The sequence below is a fragment of the Nostoc sp. CCY0012 genome (assembly GCF_963920855.1).
Classification (GTDB): Bacteria; Cyanobacteriota; Cyanobacteriia; order Cyanobacteriales; family Nostocaceae; genus Cyanocohniella.
Genome location: NZ_CAWUDM010000073.1, coordinates 15,363 through 30,973 on the forward strand (window position 1 = coordinate 15,363; position 15,611 = coordinate 30,973).

Genomic DNA, 15,611 nt, shown 5'->3' on the forward strand with positions numbered 1-15,611 from the left:
CAATGTAATTAGAGAGTGGGGAAACACCGCTTTGCGGTCGGTTGTTGCCAAGATGCCAAGACTCATGGAGAATCAAAAGATACAATTAATTCTCTAATTGGGCAAAGCTGCTAAAGGCAACTGTAAAGTAAGAATGTTTAATCTGATAGATGTATTCTGGGCTTATATTTTCATCGCTATATTAATCCTCGTGGGGCGGTTAATTAGACAACGCCTGTGGGCATTGCGATCGCTCTACATTCCTAGTTCCATTGTTGCTGGTATACTTGCTTTACTACTAGGTAGAAGTGCGTTGGGTGCAGTTGTTCAAGCTATTAATCCCGATTCACCTTTAGTTGCAGGCATATTTTCGGCAAATATCCAGGCAGTGTGGTCACAGTCTCCTAGTATTTTTATTAACATTGTTTTTGCCACCTTATTTCTCGGACAGTACGTACCGGGTTTACAGGAATTTTGGCGGAAAGCTGCGCCCCAGGTGGCTTTAGGTCAGGCGATCGCTTGGGGGCAGTATGTGGTAGGTTTGCTACTAGCTATTACCGTATTAACGCCTATTTTTGGGTTGCCTCCCATTGTCGGCTGTTTAATTGAAGTCGCCTTTGAAGGAGGACATGGTACATCAGCCGGGATGGCGAAAACTTTCACAGATTTAGGGTTTCCTGCTGGTGCTGATTTATCTTTAGCTTTAGCAACAGTAGGGCTTGTGTCGGGAGTAGTTGCAGGTACGTTTTTAATTAACTGGGGACGCCGCACGGGACGTGTCCAAGTCAGCCGTGAACCAATAGTTAACTTAGAAAATCCAGAAAGTCAGATAGAAGATGAACACCCCAGTGTGACAACTGCTAGAGAAAATTTATTCCGGGACTTACTAATTGATCCTTTGTCACTCAATTTTGGTTTTGTGGGACTAGCTGTGGCATTTGGCTGGTTAATTTTAGAAGCAGTGCGCTGGCTAGAATCAGTCACATGGGGACAAACTGGATTACTATTGATGCCCTACGTACCCTTGTTCCCCATTGCCCTCATTGGTGGGATTATTGTGCAGTATATACTTGTACGCACCAGACGCACCTATTTGATTAGCCGTGTCCTCATGGAGCGAATTGGTGGACTGGCATTAGATATTACCATTGTGACGGCTTTAGCTAGTATTTCTCTGTCGGTACTGGGTGACAATCTAGCTCCCTTCATTATTTTGTCTGTGGCTGGTATTGCGTGGAATATCTGCGCCTTCGTCTTTTTAGGCCCGCGTCTACTACCTTTTTATTGGTTTGAACGTGGCATTGGTGACATGGGACAATCGATGGGTGTGACTTCCACTGGCTTATTGTTATTGCGAATGGTAGATCCCGATAACCGTTCTGGTGCTTTTGAAAGTTTTGCTTATAAACAATTACTGTTTGAACCTATTGTGGGTGGCGGCTTATTTACTGCGGCTGCACCACCTTTAGTTGTTCAGTTTGGCCCTGTACCAGTTTTGCTATTAACATCAGTGATTCTGGCATTCTGGTTGGTATTTGGTTTCTATAACTGTCGGCAGTTACGCAAGTTGGACTTGCCAGGCAAAATTTAGTTGGTGGAAGTGAAACAATTGATGGGAGGGCGAAAATGCCCACCCCAAATTAGCTGGTTAATTTGCAAACAAATCTAAATCTGTCACCGCACCAACACTACTAGAAGAAACCAACTTGGCATATTTCGCTAGTACGCCTTTAGTATACCGAGGTGGACGGGGTTGCCAATTGGCGCGACGACGGGCTAATTCTTCATCAGAAATGTTCAGCTGTAATAAACGAGCAGGAGCATCAATGGTGATAGTATCACCTTCTTCCACCAGAGCGATCGCACCGCCAACGGCTGCTTCTGGGGCCACATGGCCAACCACCATCCCATAAGTACCGCCGGAAAAACGCCCATCGGTAATTAAGCCCACTGCATCACCTAACCCAGCCCCAATAATTGCTGAGGTAGGAGCCAACATTTCGCGCATTCCCGGGCCACCTTTGGGGCCTTCATAACGAATGACGAGAATATCACCTGCTTTAATCTTGCCCGCCAAAATAGCATCTAAACAAGATTCTTCAGATTCAAATACCCGTGCTGGGCCAGTAATTACGGCTTTTTTGATTCCGGTAATTTTTGCTACAGCCCCTTCTGTGGCTAGATTACCTTTGAGGATGGCCAAGTGTCCTTGAGCATACATCGGTTTATCCCAAGAACGGATGACATCTTGGTCGGTGCGTGGTTCTGCTGGTATCTCTGCTAAAGTTTCTGCGACTGTTTTTCCGGTAATAGTCAGGCAATCGCCATGTAGTAAATCATGCTCTAAGAGCATCTTCATGACTTGGGGAATACCACCAGCTTGATGTAGATCTGTGGCGACATATCTACCACTAGGTTTTAAATCGCATAAAACTGGGACACGGCCACGAATAGTTTCAAAGTCATCTATAGTGAGTTCAACACCAGCAGCGCGAGCGATCGCTAAAAAATGTAATACTGCATTTGTGGAACCACCCACAGCCATAATGACCGAAATGGCATTTTCTATAGATTTACGAGTGATAATTTGGCGCGGTAAAATTTGCTTGCGAATGGCTTCCACTAAGAAAAACGCCGATTTTTCTGTACTATCAGCTTTTTCTTCATCCTCGGCAGCCATTGTGGAAGAATAAGGTAAACTCATCCCCATCGCTTCAAATGCGGAAGACATGGTATTTGCTGTATACATACCACCGCAAGAACCAGCACCAGGACAAGCTTGACGTTCCACTGCTAAGAGTTCATCATCATTAATTTTGCCGGCGCTGTATTCACCTACTGCTTCAAAGGAACTAACAACAGTTAAATCTTTACCTTTGTAGTGTCCAGGTTTAATTGTGCCACCGTAGACAAAAATAGCAGGAATATTCATGCGGGCCATGGCCAGCATTGCCCCAGGCATATTTTTATCACAGCCGCCAATAGCCAACACACCATCCATACTTTGCCCAGTACAGGCGGTTTCAATGGAATCAGCAATCACTTCCCGTGATACCAGGGAATATTTCATCCCTTCAGTTCCCATAGAAATGCCATCACTAATGGTAATGGTACCGAACATTTGCGGCATTGCTCCAGCGGTTTTTACGCCACTTTCCGCCCTTAGCGCCAGTTTATTAATCCCCATATTGCAAGGAGTAATAGTACTGTAACCATTAGCAATGCCCACAATGGCCTTATTAAAATCTTCATCCTGAAAACCAACTGCACGCAGCATAGCTCGATTAGGCGATCGCTGCACCCCTTGCGTGACAATTTGGCTTCTCAAATTCTCCGACATCTTTTTTCCTTCCGTGCCATCATCGCTTGTATGGCGATTGTATTATCTGATTTTCTCACGGATGAGAGGCAACAGGGAACAGAAGAAAGTATCAATTATTTTGAATGATGTGACAGCTACAGAGCCGAATCAAAAATCTGCTGTGCGGTAAGTTTCAGTTCTGGGAAACAGAGAGAAACGATTCTGTCGTTTCCTCTAAATAGAGTTTTGACGTATTCGCCATCAACTAACTTGCAGACAAAAATAGCGGGTTGTTTGGGATTTCCGATAAAATCACGACCTCCTAAACCTGCATAATCGACAATCCAATATTCAAGAATGCCTTTTTTTTCGTAGTCAGCATATTTTTTGTAGTAGTCATCACGCCAGTTGGTACTTACTACCTCTATCACTAAAGGAATTGATTCTGGCTGCTGTACAGTAGAATATTTTTCCCATAGCTCCTCATTTTTTAAGTTTGTGCGATCAAGAACTAGGACGTCTGGACAATAAGCAAAGTCGGTTTCTTCATCTGAAAACGCTATCAATCCAGTTTTGGGGATGTTGTAAGGGTGGTTTAGTCGGGTAAATTCAACCCCTATCTGAACGCTTAAAAAACCTGTGACGTTTTCATGCTTACCTGAAGGCTGGGCCATCTCGATAATTATCCCATGATGAAGTTCATAGCGATTGCCTTCTGGCTTTTGCTCCAAAAATTCTTGAATAGTTAATAGTTTTTGTTGTGGTAGTACTTGAGTCATGTTTATTCCTCGTCATACTAAGAACGCAAATTTTGCCAATATTCGAGAGATACTTCTTAAGCGTTTAATACTTACGAATTACTAAAAGCATTTTGAAAAAAATCCAACTCACAAAACATGGCATAACGGTAAGTTGAGTGAATTACAGAACTAGAAGTAGCATATTTATCCACTAAATCTGCTAATTGTTGTGTCAGGGGTTGAAAATCTACACTACTGTAAGTGCGAATCCAATCAGCATACTGATGATTAGGAATACCATTACTAGCTAAATGTTGTCCTAAAAAAGCATAAAGACGCATACAAGGAGACATAGCCGCAGCAGTTACCCCTACATCCCTCCGGGTTGTACAGTACGCAAATCAACTCCCCATTGAGTAGCGTAGCCTTCATGTAACCGCAATTCTGCCAAAACTCCATCAGCCAAAGCATGAAAAGTCATAAATCCTTGCCAATCGGGTGCTTTCGCTGCGGCGATACTATATGCACGGGCAAAGGCCTCTAAGAAAAAAGCATCTTGCCCCACATAATCAGCAAACTTGGCAACTTCCAGACTACCATCACCGATACCTTGCACAAAAGGATGCTCTAAACAAGCCTGGGCAATGTCTTGATTCGCTGTCCACAATTTATCAGATAAAGTCATCAATTCAAAATTCAACGTTTTTGAACGCCAGTCGCTAAAAGTCGGAGAACCCGCCCATCGCACGGGCTCCTTTTGACTTCCCTGTAAAGCCCTGACGGGCATAGCTGCGTTTACCGCGTAGCGTTTCGCAGAAAAGGGATTCTCCCTCATTTAAAATGGTAAAAATTGAAGTAAAACCGAGCCAAGACTACCTAAAAAGTCAAAAAACCTGGGTTTACCAGTACTTACTTTATCAGAGTATGGTGTTTGCAATTCTGTGATAAAGGCCTGTGCTGTTTGGATTCCTACCTCGTTGTTTTGGGATCGAAACATTTTTTCGGCAATTTGAGCATCTTGAAATGCACTTTGTCGATCTAACATTTGGTAGCGGGCAACACCACGGGCTAAATAAGCACCTGGGTATTCTGGTTGAGAGGCGATCGCCTGATTAAAATAATTGATGGCTTGCTGTTGATTGCCTTTTTGTGCTTCGGCTACACCCAAGGCATAAAATTCTTCTGGCGTAGCAATTTGCATAGGTATACCAATTGCACCTTGAAAGTTAGCGCCATTCAGATAAGCATCCTGAAATTCTGTATTGGCTAAGTATGTACTTCTCAAATCTGCACCCGCTAGGTTAGCCCCACTCAGTCTAGCTTCGCTGAGGTTAGCACCAAATAAACCAGCACCGCTTAAATTGGCACCCCGCAAATCAGCACCGCTTAAATTGGCACGGCTGAGGTTAGCACCTGCAAGATTAGCACCACTTAAATTGGCTCCAGATAAGTCAGCCATAACTAAACCTGCATTACTCAAGTTACAGTTTTGACATTCTTTGGTTGCTAATAACTTTTGAACGTGTGTAAAATTGGCTGCTTGGGCAATTGTTGCCAGGCTAATGGTAGTTAAAAATACGCCTGTAGCTAAAATTTGGCTTTTCATACTTGCTCGTAATATCTCCTACTCAATACACAAGCTAAAACTATAGATTTATACTTGAGCCTATGATATGAGTAGTCCGGGTGATTTGCCATCTGTAGTTCTCCACATCACACCCAGAGATACAAGCGATCACACTAACGCATCTTTAGCTTGCGGTATATGACCATATCTCAAACTTGGCTTGAGATGATAACTCTGTTGTCAAGGAACCGTAATGTTCAATACAAAACTCTTCAAACTCACTCATGACATGAGGAAATATCTCATCCGACACCAGCCAACATAAACCGTAAGCCCGTGATTTTAAAAAACCGAGGAGTTCTCCCACCGTGTTGCTTACCGTCCACTCTTTTGCAATCACATAGTTTGACTGATAACCTTTGTTGAGCAGATAGTCTTCTGTATTGATTTGTTCGATTACTTTCTTAACCTTTTTTGGTGCTTCTTTTACTTCGTATTTAGTTGCAATATCTCTAAAATAACGCTCAAACTCCATACGTGCAGGTGGAGTAATCCATTGAGCATTGAGATAAAAACCTTGTGGTTTCAACACCCGAATAATTTCATCCACAAACATCTTCTGACTGGAAATGGTGTGAAGCATATGAACGGTTAGCACAACGTCAAAACTTTGATCTGAAAAAGGCAATTGTGAAGCATCTGCATTAATCAGTTTGAGATTAGGAGGAATTTTGTCCAGCTTTTGTTTGAATTGGTCAAGCATTTCTGGAGAAACATCAATTCCCGTTACAGAATGGCCGCGTTTGACAAAAGGAAGAACATTCAGTCCCGTACCCACACCAGGTTCTAAAAAAGATGTTTCAGGTGTTGCGTTTACTAATTCCAGAATAAAATCTGTTACTTCCTCAGCGATGGACTCTGTTAACCAACGAGTTTGGTCATAGAGGTGAGCAATTTTATCGTAATAGTTATTAGGCTTTCTCATTTTACTAAACTTTACACAGTAGTTTCAATCTACCATAACGGAGCTTGTCTCTTATATCACTCCATGCCGCGGGCTTATCGCCTACTTATGGTACAACGTTAACAGAAGCGAATTGATGGAAGTGATGATCAAATGCAAACGCTTGATTTAACCTAAGTTTTTGAATCACAACCTTACTGGAACAGTCTGTAAAACTCCAGTTTTTATCAGAAAATTGATGAAAAATTTTCCAGGTTTGTTGAATATCTTCCTCAGTCAGATAGTAAATAGTAGCCAAATTACCAGCAAAGAAAGCATTTCCTAAAATCATTGCTCTTTGCCCTTCTCTACGAGTTTTCAAGAGAGTGAGTGTTTCGTCTACTACATAGTCTGTTGTTAATAATGGTTGGGTATTTTGACTAAGCCACTCAGAGGCTTTGCTGTGATCTGAATCTGAAGGAACTACACTGGTAAACCATGCACCTGTATCTACAAAAATCATGATGCGTTTTGCTAAGAGTAGAGAATTTTGTCATGATCTCGACCAGAAAATTTATCATTGTGACTAGCTTCTAAAGGCATAGCTGCTATTTCAGCTAGAATTTCTGCTGGAGTTTTTTCTACAGACTGAGATTCTTTGGTAATAACAATTACTTCAACATGAGTACCTTCTTCTAGTAATATGGGTTCTGTGAGTCGAAGCACCCCTTGTTCATAAATTGCGTGAACGGTTATGGTCATTGCCTATTTCCTCTGAATCACTCTTCTATGATACAAGAGCTACTTACCAATGCGATATCTATTACAGGCTATGCCTACACATAAATTATTTAACTTTAGGAATTATTGACTAGGATTACAGGTATAGAACTAGCTTCTAAAACGGCTTGAGATACAGAACCAATTAGTACATTTTCCCAAGCTTGATGACCACGTTTTCCGATGAGAATTGCAGTAGCTTTATGCTCTTGAGCGATGCGAATAATCTCTTCTGGAACAGCACCATTTACAGTTAAAAACTCATATCTGATATCAGCTAGTAATTGTTGACTTTGCTGTTTGAGTTGTTCAATTTCTTGCTGATTCGGCAAATTCATTACATGCAAAATGATCGCCTCACCGTTACTGCGTCGTGCTAAATCCGCTACCTTGGTTAAAACTGCTGTAGCTAAACCAGAAGTGTCAACTGCTGCTACTAATAAGGTACGCGTCGCCACTGTCACTTTGGTGGGATCAACTTCTCCCCGTTCTAATAACTTAGGTGCAAAGGTCATAGTTGCCCAAGCGCCCAAAGGTGCTGTAACTAAAATTGATAAAGCTGCGATCGCTAAAATTGTCTCACCCCCAGCAATACCTTGAGCCAGGGGAATGGCTCCAATAGCTGCTTGCACTGTGGCTTTGGGTGAATTTCCTGGTAATAAAAATAGTTTTTCGCGCCAATTCCAATTACTACCCAACGTGGAAAGATACCATCCCAGCATTCGACCAACAAGTAAACCAATAGCTAGAATTGCTAAACCGGGTAAGAAAATTTTCTCTAATACTTGCAGTTGAATAGTTGCACCCAATAAAACAAACAAAAAAATCTCAGCAACTATCCACAAACTGTCAAAACCGCCGCGCAATCTTCTAGCTAAAGGTGCATCTAATTCAATTAAGAAAAACCCCATAGACATGGCTGCTAAATAACCAGAAAAGTAAGGCAACCAATGAGCAGCAATGACTAGAAACAAAGCAATACTAGCAGCAATTACAGTATCTTGAACGGCATTTTGAGTCCAATTTTGCTTGACTAACAACACAACTAGCAAACGAGCTGCTAAGTAGCCCAACAGCAATCCCAGAACAATTTGCATGATGATTTGCAATGGTAGCAATTGCAGGGGTGTCAAAGTTAACCCACCAGGAAGAACAATCTGCTCAACTCCGCCATCACCCAAGAAACTCAGCAATAAACTAAATACTAGTAATAACAGCACATCAGATAAAGCACTACCAGTCAAAATTGCATCGGGGATACCTTTAGTTACACCCCAACCTAAACTTTTCAGCCGCAGCATACCAGGGACAATAACAGCTGGAGATTCTGCACCGATGACACAGCCCAAAAGTAACCCAGTGAGAAAATCAAAGTTAAAAATTACCATAGCAGCAAAAGCAATGGCGATCGCTTCGGTAGCTGCTGGTAAAAATCCCAACCTTAATGCTACAGTTCCCTGTTGAGATAGCTTTTCTCTATCTAGCCCTAGTCCAGCTTTCATCAAAATAATCATCACCGCCAATGTTCTTAAATCATCAGCAGCATTTAGGACATCTGGACTAATAACATTAAGCACTTGGGGGCCGAGAAGAATCCCCACTATAATCATGCCAATTAAAGGAGGAGCGCCTAGACGACGGGCAAGTTGACCGACAAAAAAGCCCATCATGAGAATCCACAAGACACTGGCTAACATTTCCAAGTTATTTTAAAGTTTATATCTCAGGCGATCGCGTCAACATCTGTGAACGCTCATGATCCATCAATGTATTTACTATAAATCCTCATCTGTAGAAATTCTATTTGATTTGGAAACATAAATATTGTGAGCAAAGCGCACAGCATCTAAGTTTTGGTGGAATTTGGCCACTCTACGTTACTGATTTTTTTCACATATCATTTATGTTCCCTATAAAATAATGCTTTTATAACTTGGTAAACTATTATCTAATTACATATTGATCGTCTTGATACTAATAACAATATTCAATTATATGGAATGAAAAAAAAATTTTTCGATAAAAAAATAGAACTTTCTATGTTATGCTGCATATAGGAATCAGAAAAGTAAAAGCAGAAAAAGACTTCAAAATAATTGAGATAAGCTCAATAAAGTTTTTTTGCTCTGGTAAATTCACTTCGATTCGTTATCGCTTTTTGTAACGAATAGGTCAAATAAGGCTAGGTAGGATAGTAACTTTCATCACGACTTGAAGTCGATCACAACTTGCCTTGGTATGAGCCGGCAAGAGTTAGCTAACCTAGTTAGCATTACCAGCCAGATGCAATTAAACTTAGAGTCTGGGAAGAAAGACTTTTAGTAAAAATCGGCAATTCAATAGAAATTAGAACAGTTACTGACTTAGTATAAGTGGGAGAAATATTTTCCACCTTGAACTAAGTTATGGCAGGCTTTTCTGCTAGAACGAAAACTTCGAGCAGAGCTGATACTGTTCCACAATATCCAGGAATTTAACCATATTGTCAAACATTACCAAGAAGTTCTTGGCGTCCATAACATAAGCAAAATCTGGAAAATTGTAGTGGCCATTGAGAGTAAATTGCAATGATTGGTTGGTTATGTAGTTCAGGGATGTCATTTACATAAACTGAAATTCCTGTTGTAACTACTCTTAAGGTTTGAGCAACCAATTGGGACACTACAACAACCGATAATGTTTGAGTCAAGCTTTTTTCAGCTGCATCACATGTGCATGTGGTAACACTTGCAATATCTTGTGAGATGCTTCAAAAAAGTGACTTGGCGTCTACGCAACTTCTTGGTAGAGATGCTGTATGGATAAGAACTTGCTGCATAGAATATGCCAACTTCACAACTGGAAAGAAGTAACAGAATTTGCCGTAAATTTACTACTAGTGATGATTTGACTATACCTAACCCAGCCTAAAAGTGAGATAGAAACTTCCAAATCCATCAACAAACAAAATTGTAGGGACACATTAACCATGACTGACGAAAAAATTAGACAAATAGCTTTCTACGGTAAAGGCGGTATTGGTAAATCTACCACCTCTCAAAATACCTTGGCAGCTATGGCAGAAATGGGTCAGCGCATCCTCATCGTCGGTTGTGACCCTAAAGCTGACTCTACCCGTTTAATGCTACACAGTAAAGCCCAAACAAGTGTTCTACAATTGGCTGCTGAAAGAGGCGCTGTAGAAGATATAGAACTACACGAAGTAATGCTAACTGGCTTCCGGGATGTACTTTGTGTTGAATCCGGTGGACCAGAACCCGGTGTAGGTTGTGCAGGTCGTGGTATTATCACCGCCATCAACTTCTTGGAAGAAAACGGTGCTTACCAAGATTTAGATTTCGTATCTTATGACGTACTAGGTGACGTTGTGTGCGGTGGTTTTGCTATGCCTATTCGTGAAGGTAAAGCACAAGAAATCTACATCGTTACTTCTGGTGAAATGATGGCGATGTACGCTGCTAATAACATCGCTCGCGGTGTTCTTAAATATGCTCACACTGGTGGTGTACGTTTAGGCGGTCTAATTTGTAACAGCCGTAACGTTGACCGAGAAGTCGAATTGATTGAAACTCTGGCAAAACGTTTGAACACCCAGATGATTCACTTCGTACCCCGCGACAACATTGTGCAACACGCTGAATTGCGCCGGATGACCGTGAACGAGTACGCACCTGATAGTAATCAAGGTCAGGAATACCGCACATTGGCTAAGAAGATTATCGACAACAAAAATCTTACTATTCCTACACCCATTGAGATGGAAGAACTAGAAGAATTGTTGATTGAATTCGGTATCCTCGAAAGTGAGGAAAATTCTGCAATGTTGATTGGTAAGACTTCTACTGAAGTACCAGTAAATAAATAAGTAATGCTTGGGGGTGGGTGCTACCCACCCCACAAATCTCTAATTCTCAACAGGGGTTTGAGGATTATCTTTAAGACTACTCACACAAAAATTAATGTGGGAGCGGATGGCTCGTTCATAAACTATGGTCTGCTTTGTGCGTACCCCTATAGGTTGATACACCAAGTTAATTTCGGGAAAATCGCACCAAGACATTAAGAAAATATCTTTGGCCGGCGTAATAATTTCATAATTATTCTCTTGTTTTTTCTTTCTAAGTCTACAATTATTTAATTTTAATTTTTGTCTAAATAATGTTTCAAATTCTGGGATTAAATTTGCACTATCTTGCATTGTTTGTACACGTTTAATCGTGCTGCTTAGTTAAACATTATCTTGTGATATTACTAAGTATGACACTTTAGTTACCATCATAGGGTAGTGTATCAGTTAAAGTGGGTATTTGAAAAGTTAAGTATCATATGTTAAATTATTTACTTAAAATTAATCTGTTCTAAGTATTAGAGGGCAATGACCGATAACATAATGATGATTATGGTTAAAGCATTGATTTATGATCACAAAAGTATTCAAAAAAATAAGATAAGCCCGTGTAAGTCTAAATACCACGCCAAATTTTAAGTGGGGAATCCGTACTAAAGATGAGAGGTTCTCTGCACCAATATCTGAGTTTAGCTAGATACAATGAGATTGCGACTTAAGTAATGCTGTTGTCTTAAAACACCAATGCAGCATTAGCGGGAGAGCAAAATTATGACAAATCAAGTGAAAACGACTGCTTTGTTAGCTGCCTTGAGTGGCTTGTTAATTGGCATTAGTTACTGGATAATTGGCGGTACTACTGGCTTAGTCATAGGTATTGGTTTAGCAGCAGTCACAAATCTGTTGTCTTGGTATCAGTCCGATAAAATTGCCCTAAGGGTTTACCGCGCCCGTCCTGTGAGTGAAGCTCAAGCGCCGGGACTTTACCGCATGGTGCAGAGATTGTCTCAACGTGCCAATATTCCAATGCCGGGAGTTTACATTGTTCCTGGGCAGACTGCCAATGCTTTTGCCACAGGACGTGATCCCGAACATGCTGCTGTAGCTGTTACCGAAGGCATTTTGAATATCTTGCCAGAAGATGAATTAGAAGGCGTCATTGCTCACGAACTAACTCATATTATTAACCGCGACACTCTCACACAAGCCGTTGCTGCCACAATCGCCGGGGCTATTTCATTTCTGGGACAAATGGTCAGTTACAGCTTATGGTTTGGTGGTGCAGGATCTCGAAATGGAGATAGAGGTGGCAACCCTTTAGGTATTTTATTAACAGTTATACTTGCACCAATGGCTGCCACAATTATTCAGCTAGCAATCTCGCGCACACGGGAGTTCTCTGCTGATGCTGGTGCTGCTAAATTAACTGGCAATCCCCGGGCTTTAGCCAAGGCATTGCAAAGGTTAGAAGCCACAGCTAAACAACTGCCTTTAGATGCCAACCCAGCTTTTGAGCCGTTATTGATTATTAATCCAATTTCTGGGAAGTTTTTGGGTAATTTGTTCTCTAGTCACCCAGCTACTAAAGCACGAATTGAAGAATTACTGAAAATAGAGCAACAATTGCCTACACAAGTTTATTAACAGATACTTCAGAAGTTTTGTAGTTAAATCAAGGACTAACTATGACAGATAACAACGTTGAATCCACAGTAATAGAAATCAGCCCTCAAACCAACGAAATGGTAGAAGCCGAAATGGTTGGCGAAACTGATGAACTCAAGCGCGAAACCAAAGCATTGATTGAAGCTTTGAAAAGACGCGCTCAAAGCGAAGCAGAATCAGCAGGTACTCTCACCCGTGAAACTTATTTAAATGCTGTGCGTCAAGCTAGAGAAGCCATTGAACGGGAAAAACTCATTGAGCGCGATCGCCTGGAAAACACTTGGGCTAGTATGCAAGAAGAAACAGAGAAAAACTGGCACTTATTAATTAAAGAAATCACAGATTTTAGCGATCGCATCCAAGATGCTGCCAAAGCCGCCTGGGAAGCCTTCAACGCCCCACGTCCCTAAGATTAAGCAAAAAAAACTATCTACATATGCAAGGCACGTAGTGGCTTTTCTCTGGGAAGGCCGCTTACGTGGTTTTTAAATTAATGGAGTCTGTGGAGATTTTCTCCTTTGTATCAACAGGCGATACCTACACTTAATATAGGAATCCGGTTTGATTTTTTAAATTATTTGCGTAGGCTAGGAGTGGGGAGTAGGATTCGCCGTGAGCGTAGCTTCCCGAAGGGTACTAGGGAGTAGGAAAGAAGATTTTTTGAGTATACAGAGTTTTTTCAATAATTAAATAGGAGTCCTATAGCAAACTACGCAAACAGTTCATCCTTGTGGGTTTCATCAGCATCCAAGGTAGGTTTTTGGCGGAAAACAGCCCATGATCAAACCAACTTCTTGGCTTTATCCAGCCTCACCAAATGCCTACAATATGATGAAATGTCCACATAATCCGGAGGAATGCGAACTAAATATGTAATTAAAAGTATCCCTCCAAAACAAAGTCAAGCCTACACATGAAATTTTTGACTAGGCATGTGTTTTCTTACTTTTTCTGTTTAGGATTAATACTATATTTAAGTGTATTTTCCTTCCCTTCTCTCCCGGTTTATTACCAGAAAACTAGCTTACCCAGCACAACAGAAATTCGCGGTGTTTGGTTAACCAATGTTGCTAGTGGTGTACTATTTGTTCCTTGGGGAATTAACCGCGCTCTTAACCAATTATCAGCACTAAATTTTAATACGATTTACCCTGTAGTTTGGAATCGGGGGCATACTTTTTATAAAAGTCATGTAGCGAAAAAAGCTATTGGTTCTGATGCCGAACCGCTACTGAATTTAATGCACGGTGGACAGGATGTTTTAACTAAGATAGTTCAACTAGCTAAACCTCGAAATTTAAGTGTCATACCCTGGTTTGAATATGGGTTTATGACGCCGCCTAATTCAAAATTAGCCAAACGTTATCCTGACTGGTTAACAATGGGGAAAGAAGGAATAAAATCTACCAACGAAATTCCCTTGGAGGAAATCAACGATAACTCCGCGCATCGCCAAGCTTGGTTAAATCCCCTGCATCCAGAGGTTCAAGAGTTTATTTTGGGGCTAATCGTAGAAGTCGTTAGTCGTTACGAAGTGGATGGTATTCAGTTGGACGATCATTTTGGAATGCCAGTCCAGTTGGGTTACGATGCCTTCACCGTAGATCTATATCGGAGAGAACATCAAGGTAAAAGTCCCCCAAATGACCCATTTAACCCTAGATGGATGCGTTGGCGTGCCGACAAAATTACAGCTTTCATGGCAGAGATATCTCAAAGTGTCAAAGCAATTAAACCCAATGCCATCATATCACTGTCTCCCAACTCACAAAGTTTTGCCTACAAATACTATTTACAAGACTGGGAAAGTTGGATCAGAAAAGGTTTAATCGACGAATTGATATTGCAAGTATATCGTAATAACCAAAATAGTTTTATTACTGAACTCGAACAACCAAGCGTCAAGTTTGCTCGGACTCGCATACCTGTGGGTATTGGAATTTTGACAGGAACCTCAAAAACTCCTGTAAAAATCACCCAAATTCAAACGCAAGTACAAACAGTACGCGATCGCTCCTTTCCCGGCATTTCCTTCTTTTATTGGGAAAGTCTCTGGGGTAACATCACACCAGAAGCACCACAGCAACGGCATCAAGTTTTTCAGAAACTGTTTGCCGGCAAAGCTATCAGACCATAAACTTTGCAACTCCCCAACACAACAATATAGTCTAGCAACCTAAAAATTGCTGTATACTGTCGCTGGCGAATGGTATGTCAAAAACATGATACGGCTTTTTGTGACAGTGATTTTGCTAATGTTAATAACAGCTTGTGGCAGTGTTGGACTGCTGCCCACTACCCAGTTAGTACAAAAGGCGATCGCTCTTCAAGTAGAACAAACCCAGCAGCAACTCCAAAAAAAACTGGACTTAGATTTCCAAGGATTTGAAATCAAACACATATCCATCAGCCAAGAACAACCCCTGACCATTCAAAATTTGCCAGCTTTCCGCGTCCTGGGAACCTACGATTTAATTTTTAAGTTACCCACAAGACAGTTGAAACAACTTCAACAACCATTTGAAGTTTACCTGCAAATTCAGCAAGAAGGTAAAACCTGGAGATTACTACGTCCTGAAAAGGACAGCAAAAATACTCAACAGACTTGGCATAGCTATTTAATCTTATAGATATCTATATTCATATATATAGTGTGGGTAACGTCAAAGGCTCTGCCAGCAAAGGGATAGAGGCAGACGAAAAAAAAGTTAGAGAAAAAGCTTGACGAAACCTAAGGGAGTAGATATATTAGATAAGTGCCAAAGCGAAAGCCGCCGCACCTGAACCGT

Annotated in this window: 14 protein-coding genes and 1 pseudogene; 6 read left to right on the forward strand and 9 right to left on the reverse strand. The window is 41.2% G+C overall.

Features of this window, described 5'->3' with window-relative positions:
- Positions 1 to 133: 133 nt before the first annotated feature.
- Positions 134 to 1,570, forward strand: coding sequence for a sodium/glutamate symporter (locus ACM0OS_RS19570; RefSeq protein WP_414544868.1), 1,437 nt, complete (start codon positions 134 to 136; stop codon positions 1,568 to 1,570).
- Between the two features lie 57 nt (positions 1,571 to 1,627).
- On the opposite strand, the gene ilvD is transcribed toward ACM0OS_RS19570, so the two are convergent.
- The 8 genes and pseudogenes from ilvD to ACM0OS_RS19610 all read right to left on the reverse strand — a co-directional run bounded on the left by ilvD (position 1,628) and on the right by ACM0OS_RS19610 (position 9,007).
- Positions 1,628 to 3,319, reverse strand: a complete 1,692-nt coding sequence (ilvD, locus tag ACM0OS_RS19575; protein ID WP_414544869.1) for a dihydroxy-acid dehydratase — start codon at positions 3,317 to 3,319, stop codon at positions 1,628 to 1,630.
- Between the two features lie 116 nt (positions 3,320 to 3,435).
- Positions 3,436 to 4,059 (reverse strand): Uma2 family endonuclease, encoded by a 624-nt coding sequence (locus tag ACM0OS_RS19580; protein ID WP_414544870.1) that lies wholly within the window; start codon positions 4,057 to 4,059, stop codon positions 3,436 to 3,438.
- A 71-nt stretch (positions 4,060 to 4,130) separates the two neighbouring features.
- Positions 4,131 to 4,705 (reverse strand): annotated as a pseudogene (locus tag ACM0OS_RS19585) (TenA family protein).
- A gap of 150 nt (positions 4,706 to 4,855) precedes the next feature.
- The gene (locus ACM0OS_RS19590) at positions 4,856 to 5,626 is read right to left on the reverse strand and encodes a pentapeptide repeat-containing protein (RefSeq protein ID WP_414544871.1); all 771 of its coding nucleotides are present in this window, start codon (positions 5,624 to 5,626) and stop codon (positions 4,856 to 4,858) included.
- A gap of 145 nt (positions 5,627 to 5,771) precedes the next feature.
- Complete coding sequence (locus ACM0OS_RS19595; protein ID WP_414544872.1) at positions 5,772 to 6,572, reverse strand: class I SAM-dependent methyltransferase; 801 nt, start codon at positions 6,570 to 6,572, stop codon at positions 5,772 to 5,774.
- Between the two features lie 85 nt (positions 6,573 to 6,657).
- Complete coding sequence (locus ACM0OS_RS19600; RefSeq protein WP_414544873.1) at positions 6,658 to 7,053, reverse strand: type II toxin-antitoxin system VapC family toxin; 396 nt, start codon at positions 7,051 to 7,053, stop codon at positions 6,658 to 6,660.
- Between the two features lie 11 nt (positions 7,054 to 7,064).
- Positions 7,065 to 7,292 carry an antitoxin family protein gene (locus ACM0OS_RS19605; RefSeq protein WP_414544874.1) on the reverse strand — a complete coding sequence of 76 codons (228 nt, stop codon included), beginning with the start codon at positions 7,290 to 7,292 and terminating at the stop codon, positions 7,065 to 7,067.
- A 95-nt stretch (positions 7,293 to 7,387) separates the two neighbouring features.
- Positions 7,388 to 9,007: a cation:proton antiporter gene (locus tag ACM0OS_RS19610; protein WP_414544875.1), complete on the reverse strand. Its 1,620-nt coding sequence runs from the start codon at positions 9,005 to 9,007 to the stop codon at positions 7,388 to 7,390.
- A gap of 1,271 nt (positions 9,008 to 10,278) precedes the next feature.
- Here ACM0OS_RS19610 and nifH point away from each other — a divergent pair.
- Positions 10,279 to 11,175 (forward strand): nitrogenase iron protein, encoded by an 897-nt coding sequence (gene nifH / locus ACM0OS_RS19615; protein WP_414544876.1) that lies wholly within the window; start codon positions 10,279 to 10,281, stop codon positions 11,173 to 11,175.
- A gap of 39 nt (positions 11,176 to 11,214) precedes the next feature.
- Here the strand turns inward: nifH and ACM0OS_RS19620 are convergent, their stop codons facing one another.
- Positions 11,215 to 11,508, reverse strand: a complete 294-nt coding sequence (locus ACM0OS_RS19620) for a hypothetical protein (RefSeq protein ID WP_414544877.1) — start codon at positions 11,506 to 11,508, stop codon at positions 11,215 to 11,217.
- A gap of 420 nt (positions 11,509 to 11,928) precedes the next feature.
- Between ACM0OS_RS19620 and ACM0OS_RS19625 the strand changes: the two genes are divergently transcribed.
- The 4 genes from ACM0OS_RS19625 to ACM0OS_RS19640 all read left to right on the forward strand — a co-directional run bounded on the left by ACM0OS_RS19625 (position 11,929) and on the right by ACM0OS_RS19640 (position 15,452).
- Positions 11,929 to 12,801 carry a zinc metalloprotease HtpX gene (locus ACM0OS_RS19625; protein ID WP_414544878.1) on the forward strand — a complete coding sequence of 291 codons (873 nt, stop codon included), beginning with the start codon at positions 11,929 to 11,931 and terminating at the stop codon, positions 12,799 to 12,801.
- 41 nt (positions 12,802 to 12,842) lie between these two features.
- Positions 12,843 to 13,232 (forward strand): hypothetical protein, encoded by a 390-nt coding sequence (locus tag ACM0OS_RS19630; RefSeq protein WP_414544879.1) that lies wholly within the window; start codon positions 12,843 to 12,845, stop codon positions 13,230 to 13,232.
- Positions 13,233 to 13,735: 503 nt separating this feature from the next.
- On the forward strand, positions 13,736 to 14,959 hold the full coding sequence (locus ACM0OS_RS19635; RefSeq protein WP_414544880.1) for a glycoside hydrolase family 10 protein: 1,224 nt from the start codon (positions 13,736 to 13,738) through the stop codon (positions 14,957 to 14,959).
- Between the two features lie 85 nt (positions 14,960 to 15,044).
- Positions 15,045 to 15,452 (forward strand): hypothetical protein, encoded by a 408-nt coding sequence (locus ACM0OS_RS19640; RefSeq protein ID WP_414544881.1) that lies wholly within the window; start codon positions 15,045 to 15,047, stop codon positions 15,450 to 15,452.
- The last annotated feature ends 159 nt before the right edge of the window (positions 15,453 to 15,611 follow it).